At 60.6% G+C, this 15,866-nt stretch carries 12 protein-coding genes and 3 tRNA genes; 4 read left to right on the top strand and 11 right to left on the bottom strand.

Features of this window, described 5'->3' with window-relative positions:
- Nucleotides 1–36 precede the first annotated feature (36 nt).
- The 8 genes from ACTJLB_RS24615 to tig form a co-directional block, all read right to left on the bottom strand.
- Nucleotides 37–1,974 (bottom strand): SurA N-terminal domain-containing protein, encoded by a 1,938-nt coding sequence (locus tag ACTJLB_RS24615; protein WP_440784761.1) that lies wholly within the window; start codon nt 1,972–1,974, stop codon nt 37–39.
- 83 nt (nt 1,975–2,057) lie between these two features.
- Nucleotides 2,058–2,134 (bottom strand) — tRNA-Asp (locus tag ACTJLB_RS24610).
- Between the two features lie 56 nt (nt 2,135–2,190).
- Nucleotides 2,191–2,266: transfer RNA gene (locus ACTJLB_RS24605), tRNA-Val, on the bottom strand.
- 145 nt (nt 2,267–2,411) lie between these two features.
- Nucleotides 2,412–2,684 carry an HU family DNA-binding protein gene (locus tag ACTJLB_RS24600; RefSeq protein ID WP_006048930.1) on the bottom strand — a complete coding sequence of 91 codons (273 nt, stop codon included), beginning with the start codon at nt 2,682–2,684 and terminating at the stop codon, nt 2,412–2,414.
- Nucleotides 2,685–3,037: 353 nt separating this feature from the next.
- Nucleotides 3,038–5,461 carry an endopeptidase La gene (lon, locus tag ACTJLB_RS24595; protein WP_020065907.1) on the bottom strand — a complete coding sequence of 808 codons (2,424 nt, stop codon included), beginning with the start codon at nt 5,459–5,461 and terminating at the stop codon, nt 3,038–3,040.
- Nucleotides 5,462–5,660: 199 nt separating this feature from the next.
- Nucleotides 5,661–6,932, bottom strand: coding sequence for an ATP-dependent Clp protease ATP-binding subunit ClpX (clpX, locus tag ACTJLB_RS24590; protein ID WP_006048928.1), 1,272 nt, complete (start codon nt 6,930–6,932; stop codon nt 5,661–5,663).
- 179 nt (nt 6,933–7,111) lie between these two features.
- On the bottom strand, nt 7,112–7,765 hold the full coding sequence (clpP, locus tag ACTJLB_RS24585) for an ATP-dependent Clp endopeptidase proteolytic subunit ClpP (RefSeq protein ID WP_006048927.1): 654 nt from the start codon (nt 7,763–7,765) through the stop codon (nt 7,112–7,114).
- Between the two features lie 157 nt (nt 7,766–7,922).
- A complete protein-coding gene (gene tig / locus ACTJLB_RS24580; protein ID WP_020065905.1) occupies nt 7,923–9,269 on the bottom strand; it encodes a trigger factor in 1,347 nt (448 codons plus the stop codon).
- Nucleotides 9,270–9,712: 443 nt separating this feature from the next.
- On the opposite strand from tig, the gene ACTJLB_RS24575 reads away from it, so the two are divergent.
- Both ACTJLB_RS24575 and ACTJLB_RS24570 read left to right on the top strand, forming a co-directional pair.
- Nucleotides 9,713–10,858: a glycerate kinase gene (locus ACTJLB_RS24575; protein WP_088174533.1), complete on the top strand. Its 1,146-nt coding sequence runs from the start codon at nt 9,713–9,715 to the stop codon at nt 10,856–10,858.
- A 64-nt stretch (nt 10,859–10,922) separates the two neighbouring features.
- Nucleotides 10,923–11,375 carry a MarR family winged helix-turn-helix transcriptional regulator gene (locus tag ACTJLB_RS24570; protein WP_020065903.1) on the top strand — a complete coding sequence of 151 codons (453 nt, stop codon included), beginning with the start codon at nt 10,923–10,925 and terminating at the stop codon, nt 11,373–11,375.
- A gap of 320 nt (nt 11,376–11,695) precedes the next feature.
- Here the strand turns inward: ACTJLB_RS24570 and ACTJLB_RS24565 are convergent, their stop codons facing one another.
- Both ACTJLB_RS24565 and ACTJLB_RS24560 read right to left on the bottom strand, forming a co-directional pair.
- Nucleotides 11,696–13,228, bottom strand: coding sequence for a DUF3999 domain-containing protein (locus ACTJLB_RS24565; RefSeq protein ID WP_440784758.1), 1,533 nt, complete (start codon nt 13,226–13,228; stop codon nt 11,696–11,698).
- A gap of 547 nt (nt 13,229–13,775) precedes the next feature.
- Nucleotides 13,776–14,009 (bottom strand): hypothetical protein, encoded by a 234-nt coding sequence (locus tag ACTJLB_RS24560; RefSeq protein ID WP_440784756.1) that lies wholly within the window; start codon nt 14,007–14,009, stop codon nt 13,776–13,778.
- Between the two features lie 327 nt (nt 14,010–14,336).
- Here ACTJLB_RS24560 and ACTJLB_RS24555 point away from each other — a divergent pair, with 327 nt between their 5' ends.
- The gene (locus tag ACTJLB_RS24555) at nt 14,337–14,624 is read left to right on the top strand and encodes a hypothetical protein (RefSeq protein ID WP_020065898.1); all 288 of its coding nucleotides are present in this window, start codon (nt 14,337–14,339) and stop codon (nt 14,622–14,624) included.
- Nucleotides 14,625–14,700: 76 nt separating this feature from the next.
- Here ACTJLB_RS24555 and ACTJLB_RS24550 read toward each other — a convergent pair.
- Nucleotides 14,701–14,787 (bottom strand) — tRNA-Leu (locus tag ACTJLB_RS24550).
- 217 nt (nt 14,788–15,004) lie between these two features.
- Here ACTJLB_RS24550 and ACTJLB_RS24545 point away from each other — a divergent pair.
- Nucleotides 15,005–15,841 (top strand): squalene/phytoene synthase family protein, encoded by an 837-nt coding sequence (locus ACTJLB_RS24545; protein ID WP_440784755.1) that lies wholly within the window; start codon nt 15,005–15,007, stop codon nt 15,839–15,841.
- Nucleotides 15,842–15,866: the final 25 nt, after the last annotated feature.

Here is a 15,866-nt window from a genome sequence, read left to right as displayed (position 1 = left end):
GAACACCGACGCGCAAACGGGCGTTCGCTGGAAAGCTTACTCGTCGCTTGCCTGCGCGTTGCTGCTCTCGAGCGAGCCGTACAGTTTTACTTTCGACCGGGCACGCAACGCCTGAACGTAGGCCTCCACTTCGGACTGCGACTCTACCTGCGCGATCTGCTGCTGCGCCGCGGCCAGACGCTGCGGTTCCACCGGCGTGCCAGCGACGACGGAGTTCACACGATAGATGGCATAACCGTCGTCACCGAGATCAACGCCCACGTATGCCGGCAGTTTTTGCGCATCGGCCTTGTAGATTGCGCTGAGCGCAGCGGGAGGCACGCCTTGCGCGTCGTTGCGCGACACTTTCAACGGCGACGAGAAACCCGTGGTCGCCTTCGACTTCTCGAACTCCGCAAGCTTCGCGATGCCGTCTTTGTGCGCGGCTTCGTTCGACTGAGCCGCGATGACCTTCTGACGCACCAGGTCCTTGATTGCGTCGAGCGCCGGCACAGCCGCGGCCTTGTAGTCGGTAACGCGTGCCGCGATCAGCGTGTTTGAGCCCACGTCGATTGCCTGCGTGTTGTTGCGTGCCACGGCTGCGTCGTTCGCGAAAACGGCGGCGAGGAACTTCACGTTGTTCAGCGGACTGTCGGGCGGCAGCTTCGGATCGGGCTGCGGAGTGACCGTGGCCGTCTGCAACTGCAGCTTGTACTTGTCGGCGGCAGGTTGCAGGCTCTTTGCCTTCTCATAGACGATCGACGTGAAACCTTCGGAGTCGTCGCTGAATGCCTTGCTCGCCAGCTGCGTTTTCAGGTCTCTTGAGATCTGGTCTTTCACTTCGTCAAAAGGCTTGGTGACGGCGGGCTTCACGTCGGTGACCTTGACAATGTGATAGCCGAAGTCCGTTTGCACGATGCCGCTGACTTCATCCTTCTTCAGAGCGAAGACGGCGTCGTCGAACGCCTGACCGCCTGCGATCATGCCGCGCCCGAAGTAACCGAGATCGCCGCCCTTTGATGCCGAGCCGGGATCCTGCGAGTTCTGTTGCGCGATCTGAGCGAATTGTTCAGGATGCGCCTTGATCTGTGCGAGCAACTCTTCAGCCTTCTGCTTCGCCTTGGCCTTGTCGGCCGCGCTCGCGTCTTTCGGCGCGGTGATCAGAATGTGGCTGGCGCGTACCTGACCTTCGGTGCGGTAGTGCGCGATGTTGTCGTCGTAATACTTCTTCAGGTCGGCGTCGCTCGGCTGCACCGACGCGGCGAGCGTGGCCGGCGACATCACCAGATACTGAATGGTCGCCGTGGCCGGCGTGGCGAATTCGTTACGGTGTGCGTCGTAGTACGCCTGCAACTGCGCGTCGGTGGGCTGCACCTTCGCCGCATAGTCGCGCGGGTGGAAGGCAATGCCCTGCACTTCACGCTGCTGCTCGGCGAGTTCGGTCAGATGCTGAGCAAGCGTTTTAGACGTGAACGCGCTGCCCTGAATGCTGGCGGGCAATTGTTGAGTAGCGATGCTGTAACGTACGCGCTCGTCGTACTGGTCGGGCGTCATGCCCTGCATGGCAAGCAGTTGCTTGTACCGGTCGACGTCGATCGAGCCGTCTGGGTTCTTCAGCGACGAGATCACCGGATCGTTGAGCAGCGTGCGGCGCACGGCGTCGTCGGATGCGGTCAGGTGCAGGCGCTGCGTTTCATCGGCGAGCACGCGTTGTTCAATCAGGCCGTCGAGCATCTCGCTGCGGCGTTGCGGCGTATCGAACGCCTTCATGTCGAATTGCGCACCGAGCATCTGACGGGCGCGGTCAAGCTGTTGACGCATCGCATTATCGTATTCTGCGCGCGTGATCTTGTGACCGTTGACGCTTGCGACGTTTGCACTTTCGTCAAAGAAGCCGCGAAAGCCCTGAATACCCACAAAACCCAGCCCCGGCACAATGACGAGGATGAGCATAAACATCATCAGGCGTTTGTGATTGCGGAAAAAATCGAGCATGCGTGAGTGCCAAAAACAGAACGCCCGATCTTACAACAGCGGGCAATAAAAAAGGCGAACCGGAGTTCGCCTTTCGAGGATACTGGCGGAGTGGACGGGACTCGAACCCGCGCCCCCCGGCGTGACAGGCCGGTATTCTAACCGACTGAACTACCACTCCTTATACTGCGCTTTCACTGCGTCACTACTCAGAAACACTTTAAGAGAATCAGAAACTGGTGGGTGCTGAGAGGCTCGAACTCCCGACCTACGCCTTGTAAGGGCGCCGCTCTACCAACTGAGCTAAGCACCCGGCTTCATGATTCTTGTGCTTCCGCTATTACTGCCTGAATGGTCCGCCTCGCGCCCGATTGAACAACCATCGAACCGAGCAACCGTTATTCAGATTCGCCGCCCTTCTTTCTGACGAACCTGCAATTCCTCAAGCAGCAAGCCCATTAGTTTAGCGCATCCTTTAGCGCTTTGCCAGGCCTAAATTTCGGCACCTTGGCAGCTTTGATTTTGATCGCATCGCCGGTGCGCGGATTGCGCCCTGTGCGCGCCGTGCGCTTGCCGACGGCAAACGTGCCGAAACCAACCAGCGTCACCGAACCGCCTTTCTTCAACGTGCCTTTCACACCGCCGATCACGGCGTCGAGCGCGCGTCCGGCCGCAGCCTTCGAAATCTCCGCTTGCTGCGCAATGTGATCGATCAATTCCGTCTTGTTCATCCCTACCCCCGAGAATGTTTTTAGAACCGAAACGGCGCTCTGCAGCGCCTGACATCGTCTAGCCGGCGGTAATGCCGGGCCGAGTCATTAGAATTGGCCGAAACCCACGTGTCAACCGGGATTGAGCCTGATTTTGGCGTATTCCGATGATCTCTTTGTCACGCGACGCAAATGCCGATAACGGATGCATTAGATGCGCGCGCAACGAGTATTGTGTCCGCAATTCACATAGATTTTTCCGCGGTCACGAGGCGCGTTGTTGCAGGTGTCTTCCGAAGCGTGCGGCAATAAAAAAACCCGCGGCCGTTCGGGCCGCGGGTTCTTTCTTGCACAGCAAGTATCTTGCTGAAAGCTTAGTGCTTCACGACATCCGTAGCGCCGGAGTCTTTGCCCGGCTCAGCCGCGACGGGCGAGGCCGGCTTCGGCTCTTCTTCCGGCAACGGCGACGGCACACGTTCGAGCGCAAGTTCGAGCACCTTGTCGATCCAGCGGACCGGCACGATTTCGATCGCGTTCTTCACGTTGTCCGGAATCTCCGTCAAGTCCTTGACGTTTTCTTCCGGGATCAGCACCAGCTTGATGCCGCCGCGATGCGCCGCCAGCAGCTTCTCTTTCAGACCGCCGATCGGCAGCACTTCGCCACGCAACGTGATTTCGCCTGTCATCGCGACGTCAGCTCGCACCGGAATACCGGTCAGCACCGACACCAGCGCAGTCGTCATCGCGATACCAGCCGAAGGACCGTCTTTCGGCGTTGCGCCTTCAGGTACGTGGATGTGAATGTCCTGCTTCTCGAAAGCTTCGTCCTTGACGCCAAGACGACGCGACCGCGAGCGGACCACCGAGCGCGCTGCTTCGACGGATTCCTTCATCACGTCGCCCAGCGAACCTGTGCGGATCACATTACCCTTACCCGGCATCACGGCGGCTTCGATGGTCAGCAGATCGCCGCCCACTTCCGTCCACGCGAGACCCGTGACCTGGCCAACCTGATTTTCCTTCGCGGCCAGACCGAAGTCGTACTTGCGCACGCCGAGGAACGTATCGAGGTTGCTGCCGTCGACCTTCACCGCGCCTTCCGCCTTCTTCAGCAGAAGCATCTTCACGACCTTGCGGCAGATCTTCGACACTTCACGCTCGAGCGAACGCACGCCCGCTTCACGCGTGTAGTAACGAATGATGTCGCGGATCGCGGTTTCCGTCACATCGACCTCGCCATCCTTGAGGCCGTTGTTCTTCTTCTGCTTCGGCAAAAGATAACGTTGCGCAATGCTGACCTTTTCGTCTTCGGTGTAACCCGACAGACGGATCACTTCCATCCGGTCGAGCAGCGGCGGCGGAATGTTCAGCGAGTTCGACGTCGCCACGAACATCACGTCCGACAGATCGAAGTCCACTTCGACGTAGTGATCGGCGAACGTATGGTTCTGTTCCGGATCGAGCACTTCGAGCAACGCCGACGACGGATCACCGCGGAAATCCTGACCCATCTTGTCGACTTCGTCGAGCAGGAAGAGCGGATTGCGCACGCCGACCTTGGTCAGGCTTTGCAGAATCTTGCCCGGCATGGAACCGATATACGTACGACGGTGACCGCGAATCTCGGCTTCGTCACGTACGCCACCGAGCGCCATACGCACGAACTTGCGGTTCGTAGCGCGAGCGATCGACTGGCCCAGCGACGTCTTACCGACACCCGGAGGCCCGACGAGGCACAGAATCGGCGCTTTCACCTTGTCGACACGTTGCTGGACCGCGAGATACTCGAGAATGCGTTCCTTCACTTTCTCGAGACCGAAGTGGTCTTCGTCGAGCACGCGTTCCGCATTCGAGAGGTCGTTGTTGACCTTGCTCTTCTTGCGCCACGGCAAGCCGATCAGCGTATCGATATAGTTGCGCACGACCGTCGCTTCGGCCGACATCGGCGACATCAGCTTGAGCTTCTTCAGCTCGGCGTCGGCCTTCTTCTTGGCTTCCTTCGGCATGCGGGCAGCCGTGATGCGCTTCTCGAGTTCTTCGAGGTCCGCACCTTCTTCGCCTTCGCCGAGTTCCTTCTGGATCGCCTTGACCTGCTCGTTCAGGTAGTACTCGCGCTGGCTCTTCTCCATCTGGCGTTTCACACGCCCACGGATGCGCTTTTCAACCTGCAGGATGTCGATCTCGGCTTCGAGTTGCGCGAGCAGATGCTCGAGTCGCTCGATAACCGGGAACATTTCGAGGATGTGCTGCTTCTGGTCGAGCTTGAGCGGCAGATGCGCCGCGATCGTGTCGGCCAGACGACCTGCTTCGTCGATACCCGACAGCGACGTCAGGATCTCAGGCGGGATCTTCTTGTTCAGCTTCACATACTGATCGAACTGCGACACGATCGCGCGGCGCAGCGCTTCGGTTTCAGCGCTGTCGGCGTGGTCGGGTTCGAGCGGCATGACTTCGCACGAGAACTGCGTTTCCTGTTCTTCGATGGAAAGCGTTTTCGCGCGCTGCAAGCCCTCGACGAGCACCTTGACGGTGCCATCCGGCAGCTTCAGCATTTGGAGGATGTTGGCGATACACCCTACTTCGTACATGTCCTTTTCGGTCGGCTCATCTTTAGCAGCCGTTTTCTGGGCGACGAGCATGATGTGCTTGCCGCCTTCCATCGCTGCTTCGAGAGCCTTGATCGACTTCGGGCGGCCTACGAAGAGCGGAATCACCATGTGCGGGAAAACGACTACGTCGCGCAGCGGGAGCAGCGGGAGCGTAATGCGTTCCTGCGGGAGGAGTTGGGTTCCTGACATTTCATTTCCCCATGAGTGGAATCAGTTCGTTCGATAGGTGAGGCCAGCAGAAACTATTGCAAGGCCTCCGCGTGTGGGAAAAGTTCAGTGACTCCGAAGGTTCAGTGACTCCATTGTGAAAACAACCATTCTGACCACACGATAAACGAAAAAGCCGTTCACGTCGCCATGAACGGCTTTTTGCAGTACCCGAAGCCGATCAGTTCGAACCCGCGACTTTAGGCGCGTCTTCGTAGATCAGTAAGGGTTTGCCGTCGCCGTCAATCACATTGTCGTCGATGATGACCTTGCTCACGCCTTTCATTTGCGGCAGGTCGTACATCACGTCAAGCAACGCCTGTTCCAGGATGGAGCGCAGCCCGCGCGCACCCGTCTTGCGACGAATCGCCTTACGCGCCACGGCCTGCAGCGCAGCCGGGCGAATTTCGAGCTCGACGCGTTCCATGTTGAACAACTTGTGGTACTGCTTCACGAGCGCGTTCTTCGGTTCAACGAGAATTTTCATCAGCGCGGCTTCGTCGAGCTTGCCGAGCGTGGCCACCACCGGCAGACGGCCGATCAGTTCCGGGATCAGACCGAACTTGATCAGATCTTCCGGTTCCACTTCACGCAGCACTTCGCCGGCGTCGCGGTCCTGCTTGCTCTTCACGCTTGCGCCAAAGCCGATGCCGGTCTTTTCAGTACGATCGACGATGACTTTTTCAAGGCCGTCGAACGCGCCACCGCAGATGAACAGGATGTTCGTGGTGTCGACCTGAATGAAGTCCTGATTCGGATGCTTGCGGCCTCCTTGCGGGGGCACCGACGCCATCGTGCCTTCAACCAGCTTGAGCAGCGCCTGTTGCACGCCCTCGCCCGACACGTCGCGGGTGATGGACGGGTTGTCCGACTTCCGGCTGATCTTGTCGATTTCGTCGATATAGACAATGCCGCGCTGGGCCTTGTCGACTTCGTAGTTGCAGTTCTGCAGCAGTTTCTGAATGATGTTCTCGACATCTTCGCCCACGTAACCCGCCTCAGTCAGCGTAGTTGCGTCTGCAATGACAAAGGGAACGTTCAGAAGCCGCGCGAGCGTTTGCGCGAGCAAGGTCTTGCCCGAACCGGTCGGGCCGATCAGCAGGATGTTGCTCTTGGACAGCTCGATCTCGTCCTTCTTGTCGAGATGCTTCAGGCGCTTGTAGTGGTTGTACACAGCAACCGCGAGAATTTTCTTCGCGCGTTCCTGACCAATCACATACTGGTCAAGGATTTCACGGATTTCCTGCGGACTCGGCAGATCGGACTTGGACAAGCCCGCCTCGATACCCGCGCCTGCTGCTTCATCGCGAATGATTTCGTTGCACAGGTCGATACATTCATCACAGATGAACACCGACGGGCCGGCAATCAGTTTTTTAACCTCATGCTGGCTCTTGCCGCAAAACGAGCAATACAACAGCTTTTCGCTGTTAGAACCTTTCTTGTCCGCCATAGATGTGTGAGCCTCCGGACACTCGATTACATAATACGCCGTTTGCCCCAGCCTCGCAGTTGGGCGCGGCTGGGTTGAGCAATGTGACGGCGTTTGCCGCAGGCGCTCGGACGAGTCTTAATTATTTCACAACCGATCAGACGCGGGATTTGCCCCGATTTAGCGCAAATCCCACCCGGTCAAGGACGTTTGTGGGCTACCTGATCGACCAGACCGTAGGCTTGCGCGTCGTCGCCGGACATGAAATTGTCACGGTCGGTGTCGCGTGCAATGCGCTCGACGGGTTGGCCGGTGTGGTGCGCCAGCAGATGATTGAGTCGCTCCTTCAGGTACAGAATTTCGCGCGCCTGAATTTCGATGTCCGACGCCTGACCGCGGGCGCCGCCCAGCGGCTGGTGAATCATTACGCGCGAATTCGGCAGCGCGAAGCGCTTGCCCTTTGCGCCTGCTGCAAGCAGGAACGCGCCCATGCTCGCCGCCAGTCCCATGCACAGCGTGGAAACGTCCGGCTTGATGAACTGCATCGTATCGTAAATCGCCATGCCGGCCGACACCGAGCCGCCCGGGCTGTTGATATAGAAATAGATGTCCTTGTCGGGATTCTCGCTTTCCAGAAACAGCATTTGCGCGACCACAAGGTTGGCCGTCTGGTCGTTCACCTCGCCCACCAGGAACACAATGCGTTCCTTCAGCAGACGCGAGTAGATGTCATACGAGCGCTCGCCCCGGCCGCTCGTTTCCACGACGATCGGCACCAGTCCGAGCGCCTGCGCTTCGAGATCCCGGGACGACTGGGAGGTCAACGTGTCCAGCATTTGGGCGCGAAAGGTCATGCAATGGATCCTTGTCTGGAAATATTCTAAATATTTGATGCTAGACAGGTGTGGTCGACCAGCTCGTATTCAAGTGCACACAAACCGCACAAAAACAGCACAAAAAAACGGCGTGCGGGCCGTCGCTCCGACAGCCGGCACGCCGTTGCAGCGACGCTTACGCTTGCGCCGTTGCGCTTGCCAGTTCTTCGAAGCTCACTTCCTTGTCCGTCACCTTGGCCTTGCTCAGCACGAATTCGACGACGTTCGCTTCAACGACGTACGCTTCCATTTCAGCAAGACGTTGCTGGTTCGAATAATACCAGCGGACGACTTCCTTCGGGTCTTCGTAGCTTTTCGCGAATTCGTCGACTTCTGCGCGGATCTGCTCCGGCTTTGCCTGCAGGTCGTTAGCCTTCACCAGCTCTGCCAGCACGAGACCCAGCTTGACGCGGCGCTCGGCCTGTTCCTTAAACATAGCGGCAGGAATCGGCGCATCTTTAGCGTTCGGCACGCCGCGCTGCTCCAGATCCTGACGCGCCATTGCGACGAGACGCTCCTGGTCCTGCTCGATCAGTGCGTTCGGCACGTCGAGTTCCGAAATCTTCAGCAGCGCGTCCATGACCTGATTCTTGACGATGGCTTGCGTGCGGCGCTTCGCTTCACGCTCCAGATTGTCTTTGATCTCGGCGCGCATCTTGGTCAGGTCGCCGTCTTCAATGCCGAGCGACTTCGCGAATTCCGCGTCGATTTCCGGCAGGTGCGGCCACTCGATCTTCTTCATGGTGATCGTGAATTGCGCGGTCTTGCCGGCTACGTCCTTGCCGTGATAATCGGCCGGGAACGCCAGATCGAATTCCTTCGTTTCGCCGACCTTCAGGCCCGTAGCTGCCTTTTCGAATTCAGGCAACATGCGGCCTTCGCCCAGCACGAATGCGAAGTCTTCGGCGCTGCCGCCCTGGAATACTTCACCGTCGATTTTGCCGACGAAGTCGACCGACACGCGATCGCCTTCCTTGGCCGCCGTGTCACCGCCGCCGTCGCCATGCTCGCCGGCTTCGCCGCGAGCGTGGAAATGCACGCGCTGCTTGCGCAGGATTTCGAGCGTGCGGTCGATTTCCGCTTCGCTGATGGTCGTCGTGGTGCGCTCGATTTCAGCCGTGGCGACGTCGCCCAGCTTCACTTCCGGATAGACCTCGAAGGTCGCGTCGAAGGCGTAATCGCCTTCGGTAGCGTCGGCCTTCGGCGCGAAGCTCGGCTGCCCTGCGACGCGCAGGTTTTCGGCGCGGCTGATGTCGAAGAATTCCTTGCCGACCTTGTCGCTCAGCACTTCAGCTTCCACCTGGCCCGAATACTGTTGCGTCACCATCTTGAGCGGCACTTTGCCCGGGCGGAAACCCGGCATGCGCACGTTCTTCGCGAGTTGACGGATACGCGAATCCACTTCCTTCTGCACGGCATCCTTCGGCAGGGAAATCGTTACGCGGCGTTCGAGCTTGCCGAGGTTTTCAACAACGTTAGCCATGGCTTCAATCGTCCTAAAATTATTCGAGCGAATTCAGTTATCTTCTCCGTGCCGCATTTGCGCGCCTGCGCCGCGGGCTTGCAGGCCACCGGCAGCACGGTTGAGTCCAAAGAGCCGAATATTTTAGCAAACTATTTGCGCGGCTAACCGGGATTCGACGGTTGCGGCTATTTTTATCGGCATCCAGAGCCGTTTCGGGCGCTTTTTTTAGCGGTTTTGCGCTTCTCTCAAGAAGCTGTCCGCCCGACGAGCCCGCACTGGTGCACCACACCTCACGACGCATGACAATGCCGGCTATGCCGTTCGGCATATTCAGTCGAAGCGACCATGCTGCTAAGCTAGCGAACGCGCTTCGGGGCTGCGCTGCATGCGCTGAAGAGCCCGCGTCGCCAGCGGCTTTCCCGCCCGGTACTACCGTACTACTCCAACCATTCAGAGACACCATGCCCAATTCGCCGTCCTCGCCTGTCGTCGTCATTGCCCCGGATTCGTTCAAAGGCTCGCTTGGTGCCGAACAGGTCGCGCAGGCGATCGCGTCGGGCGTGCAGCGCGCGCGCCCGGACGCCGAGGTACGCATCTGTCCGATGGCGGACGGCGGCGAAGGCACGCTCGACGCAATGCTGACAAGCGGCGGCGAGCGCCGCAAGCTGACCGTGCGCGGCGCGGCAGGCCCGGTGCGCGAAGCACTGACAGGCGTCCTCGCCGACGGCAGCGCAATCGTGGAAACGGCGGAGATCGTCGGCATCACGGACTCGGTTGGTATGGGCGTACCGGTTCAGGCGCGCAATACGCGTGGGATGGGCGAAGCAATCAGCGCGCTGCTCGACGCAGGAGTGCGGCGGTTTTTCGTCGCACTTGGCGGCAGCAGCACCAATGACGGCGGCGCGGGTCTGCTGGCAGGCCTCGGCCTGAAACTATTCGACGCTCAAGATCGGCAGCTGGAGCCGACGCCTGAGCAACTGGCTCGCGTTGCACGGGTCGACGTTTCACAACTCGACGCGCGGCTTGAGCAGACACAGTTCATCGGCATGTCCGATGTGGACAATCCATTGACCGGTGAGCACGGGGCGACTGCAGTCTTCGGCCCGCAAAAAGGCGTCGCCCCGGAGCAGGTCGCCACGATCGACGCGGCCCTCGCCCGCTTCGCCGATCTGCTGGAAGCAGCGCTCGGGCGCACGGCTCGCGACCTTCCCGGCGCGGGCGCCGCAGGTGGACTCGGCTTTGCGTTGCACATGCTCGGCGCGCAGTTCGAGCCAGGCGCGGAAACCGTCGCGCGGCAGATCGGCCTCGACGCGGCACTGCAAGGTGCGAACTGGTTGATCACCGGCGAAGGACGCTCCGACGTGCAAACGCTGCACGGCAAGGCGCCCTTCATCGCATGCCGTCATGCGCAGTCTGCAGGTGTGCCGGCCACGCTGCTATCAGGCGCCGTGGACTCCGCAGCACTGCCGCGTCTAGCCGAATATTTCAGCGGTTGCTTCTCGCCGGCCCCTGGACCAATCACGCTTGAATTCGCGATTCGCGACGCTGCACGTCTCCTGGCGGATGAGGCCGAACAACTGACGCGTTTGAAGTACGGCGCGCGTTGACCCGGCGGCATGGTTGCGGCAACAATCACAGCGCCACAACCGCGTCACTCATCACGGGAAGACCATGAAGGACTCCGCCAAAGCCGGCTTGGAACAGCTCCTCACATATCGTCTGCATGTACTCAACAAGCTCGCGGAGCGTGGTATCAGCGAGCGTTACCAGGACAAGCTCGGCGTGACGCTGCCGGAGGCTCGCGTGATCGCGTCGGTGGGATCGTTTGGACCGTTCTCGATCATGGAACTCGCGAGGCATGCCAATCTGGACAAGAGTCAGGCAAGTCGCGCCGCCGAGGCTTTGATCAGACAGGGGATCGTCAAACGCGAAGCAAGTGTGGAAGACGGCCGCGTCGTGCTCGTGTCGCTCACGCCCGAGGGCCGCGCGTTGTATCGCAGGGTCATGCCGATTGCGCGTAAGTGGAACGGCGATCTGTTCAACTGCCTTGACGAGAAACAGAAGCTCGCTCTTGGCGAAGCGCTCGATAAAGTCATCGAAACGATGACTGCGCCTGACACGTGAGCCGCGAATAAAAAGCGGTTGCCAGCACTGCGCGATCTGCGCCGCGCAGACGTATCGCACGCGGCGGCTTTAAACCCCGTTACGCCGCGCGCATGGAATGAGCCGTGAGTTGTTTGCACACACTGCGCTATTCAAAGCGACGCATGAGTTGCGTACGCTCCGCGCTTCGAACTGACCAATGAGTTGCACGCACTACTGGGGGTAACGAACCATGTCTTCGACACGTTCGTGTTTGCCAACCACACCATGAGTGCGTGAACGTCCCGCCCTTCCAACCCAGCCGTGACCCGCGCGTCGCAGACTATTGGGAAGCGTGCGATTCAGGCGCCGCCATCACGTTGATGCTCGCCTTGCGTCGTGCCCGTCACACCGCCGGTCATTGAATTGGCCGCGTTCTGAGCAGGAGCGCTGGCCGCTTGTGCAGTGTCCGTCGAAGCAGGAGGTGTACTCGCGAAACCACTCGCCGCAGCTCCCGGCACGGCCGCCGCGGCATCACCCGCCGGCATCCTGGACGATACGCTACGAGCAAGGCGCCAGGCTATGGCCGCAAGTGCTCCGACGGCAAGGACCAGAGCGGCCCACAGCATGTAGCGGCGGTGTGCATCGGCACTCGCCGACGACGGCGCATTCGCATTCTGCTCGAGCACCAGAAGTTCGCCGACGCGCGCCGTGGCCACCGCCGACGAAGCTCCATTCAGCAGCTCGTCGCGCCCAACGGCCGTCGATACGGCCGCGGCATTGCCCACACCGAGCGTAAAAGGCGCCGCGCCATGCGCGGCAAAAGTCAGCGTCGCGGGACGCCAACCCGCTGCGATGCTCAACGCTCCGTTTCCAAGCCCGCCGTTGCGCGTATCCACGACCACACGCCAGTGACGGTCGGTGTCGGGCGCGAGTTGCAGCGAAGGACTGTTCTGTTCGACATCGCCGTTATGCAAACGGAAGAGCGTCGCACTCGACACCTCGTGCCACGCCGCGCCGAGTGCGCTGCGTGAATAGACGACGGCAGGCGCCACCGTATTCGGCTGCGGCAAATGAAGGCGCAAACGGTCGATGGGATACGGTCCGCCAGTCGAGAAAAAATATTCGCCGGCCTTGGGTCCCGCCTGCGCCACGATGTTCTCCCGCCATTCGCGCTGCTTGTCCGCGAGTTGCGCGCCACCCGAGCCGGTCGCCTGCACTTCGACATTCATCGATTCGAGATACGGCGCGCCGTCGAGCCAACGCAAGCGCAGATAACGCGCGCGCGCACCGCTCAGCTCTACGCGGTCCTGGCTCAGCGTGCTGCCGTTGTAGCTGACCTTGAGCAATTGCGCGTCGCCGGCGGGCTGCCAGTTCCGCAAGTCGTCGCTCGATTCGACCGACACCCGCCCCTGATAGTTATCGTTACGAAGACGAATCACCAGCGCGCTCACGCGGCCCTCGCGCGAGGCCTCCCCCGCGTCGATCAGATCCGTGTCGTGCTGAGCGCGACCCGGCGGCGCTGCGGTGGCGTGCAGCGAACCGTCGGCCGCGATCGTCACACCGAGCGGAGCACCGGTGTGGCCCGCCGGCACCGGGCGCAGCGGAAACCATCGCGCCGGGCGCAAAGTCGGCGGCGTGCGTGCCGGCTCGCGCGGTCCCTCGAGCGAATACGGCACAGGCTCGCCCTCGCCGTTGAATACGCGCACGTCGCCGAGATCGTTGCGCTGACTGGCGCTATAGACGGCGGCCGGCAGCGTGACGCTGTAATAGGCGGCGCCCTCTTCGAGCTGCAGCGCAAAGTGCCGCGCGAAATCTTCAGCGCAGGCGGGCGCCGCGGCCCACGCGGATCCGATCGCGACACACCAGGCCGTCACCTTCAGAAAATGCTTCATTGTTCAGTTTCCCCGACCACTCGCGTGGGCGGCAACGACGAGAAGTAGCCGATCAGCAGCAACATCACGCCGACGCCGATAAACGATACGAACACGATACGATCCGCCCGACACCGGTCACGTGCGACAGGTCGAACAGGAACAGTTTGACGACGGTCGCGGCGAGCAATGCGCCGCCAATGAAACAGACGACACGGCTTGTGCGCCGGTGGTCCAAGTCATCGCCGCAAGTTCGCATTGCGCCCAGAATACCGAAACAGACGCCCGCACGAGCATCGACTGCGACATGTCGACGAGTTCGTATAGCACCACCGTCAAATGATGCAGCGTGCGCAGCGGCGTCGCGTTCAAGCAGCCAAGCCGGTTGCCCGGGTCAACACTTGCAAAGCAACCGATAGTCGCAAGGCGGCACGCCGGGACGACGAATCCGTACGAGCCACAGCGCAGCCAGCGCGAAGGCGAGGGCCTGCACAAGATTCGAGCGAGCATCGAGCAACGGCGAACTCGCCCACGACCCGCCGTCCTGCGTCAGATTTGCGCAAAACGTTCAAAGCAACGGCACGAGCACTAGCGGCGTAGAAACAATCGCACGCAACTGCAGGATGCTGTCACGGCTCGTGAGCCGCAAACCCGCGAAGACGAACGCTCTGCAGCGGACCAGAAACACCTGCTGCGACGCAATCGACGCGCACACCGCGGCATTATCGTACGCCGCGTCGAAATGATGACGCAATGTACGCAGCAGCAAGGCATTGAACCATAGGAACAATGTCGCGAACACCGGGCAGTCGAAACACGCGGATTCGACTGCGCGCCCAGTACGAGTAGCCGGCGCAACGATATTGCACAGGCGACGAATGCGAGTACACGTTGCGTCCGACGTTTGCGCCTTCCCGCGGCCATCATCGGATTCAAAAGCTCAGATAAATCGACGTAGTCACCCGGCAGTCAAAGTCGGCAGCAACGCCTATCGAGCGACGCGGTCTTCGCCGCAATGTACCAATCGTGTCAAAATTCGGGATCTGACGCCGCGCCGGTTATAGACGCATTCGCTCAACGACCCGCGCAGCGTGCAAGTCGATCGTTCAATCTAATCAGGAAAGTTTTAGTGGATCTCAACAAACAGATCGCGGCGCTCACCGCGTCGGAACTCCAGACGGCCGGCGCGAGCCAGGCGACGGCAATCGCAGTCAGTGTGCTGCTGCGTCATCTACGCTCGCCGGAACTGGCAAAGCTGTTGTCGTCGGCATTTGAAAACCATCAGGCGGTCATGCTGCAAACGCCTTGGCCCGATCAGATGTTGCAGGCGTTCGAATCGACTCGACGCTTTCTGGAAGGCGCCGCGCAAGCCGACCTGCCGGGCACCCAGGCGCCGCCGGAAACGCCGGTCGCCTGAGCGCACAAACAAGCGGCCTGAAAACGAAAAACCCCGCCAGTCCAACGACTTGACGGGGTTTTGCGCTACAGAAAAGTGGTGCGAGGGAGGGGACTCGAACCCCTACACCCTTGCGGGCGTCAGGACCTAAACCTGGTGCGTCTACCAATTTCGCCACCCTCGCAGCCGGACAAGCGTTGTGCGTCTTGCCCGATGTCCTGCATGCTTTGCGCGCCACCCAAAGGTGCACGCCCAAAAGCGTAAGCGCGAGATTCTAACGCATTGATTCGCGCTTGTCTGCAACTGCCGCGCATCTGTCCTTACGCCGCCGATGCTACAATTTTCGGCTTCGTGCGCGCTTGCCGTGCCCTCTTCGCCTGCCCTTCCCCACATTCCAATCCGTGAATTTCGACGAATATTGCCAGCAAAAAGCGGCGCCGCCAGGATCGAGCACTTACTACGCGCTTCGGCAAGCTCCCGCAGCCAGTCAGCCGCGCTTGACCGCCCTGTTCGCACTGCGCCGCGAGTTCGAGGAAACGGTCAAGGAAGTCAGCGATCCGGCCATTGGCCGCACCAAGCTTGCATGGTGGCAGAACGAACTGGCCGCGCTTGCTGCGGGCACGCCCACGCACCCTGTTTCGAAGGCGCTCGCGGCCTCGCTGCCCGACGTGAAGGCCGAATACCCGGCGCTGCAGGCGCTATTAAGCGGCTTTGAGATGGATCTCGACCAGGCGCGCTATCTCGACTATCCGAATTTGCGGCGCTATGTGCAGGCGGTCGGCGGGACCTTTGCCTCGTTAGTGGCGCGCAGCGCGAGGACCAAGGCGTCTGCCGACGGTTCACAACCGCCGGATTGGTCCGCGCCGTTAGGCGAAGCACTGCTGCTCGCACAGCTCGTGGTCGAAACGGGCAACGATGCGCGTCACGGCCGCATCTACATCCCTATTGACGAAATGCAGCGCTTCAATGTGACAGCCGCGGACCTGATCAATCGAAAATATAGCGACGCATTCACCGAGCTCATGCGCTTTCAGACGAAGCGCGCTCGCGATGCCGTGCGAACGGCGCTCGCCGCCGTTCCCGCTAGCGAACGCCGTTCGCAGCGCACGTTGCTCGCGCAAGGCGCGCTCGCGTCCGCGCTGCTCGATGAGATCGAGCGCGACGGCTACCACGTGTTGCATCAACGGATCGCGCTGACGCCGATCCGCAAGCTGTGGATCGCCTGGCGCGCAAAGTGAGCGCCGCCGCGCGCCATTTACGCGG

It is taken from the genome of Paraburkholderia sp. 22098, assembly GCF_052045935.1.
GTDB classification, from domain to species: Bacteria; Pseudomonadota; Gammaproteobacteria; order Burkholderiales; family Burkholderiaceae; genus Paraburkholderia; species Paraburkholderia caledonica.
This window is presented reverse-complemented; position numbering and strand designations above follow the sequence as displayed.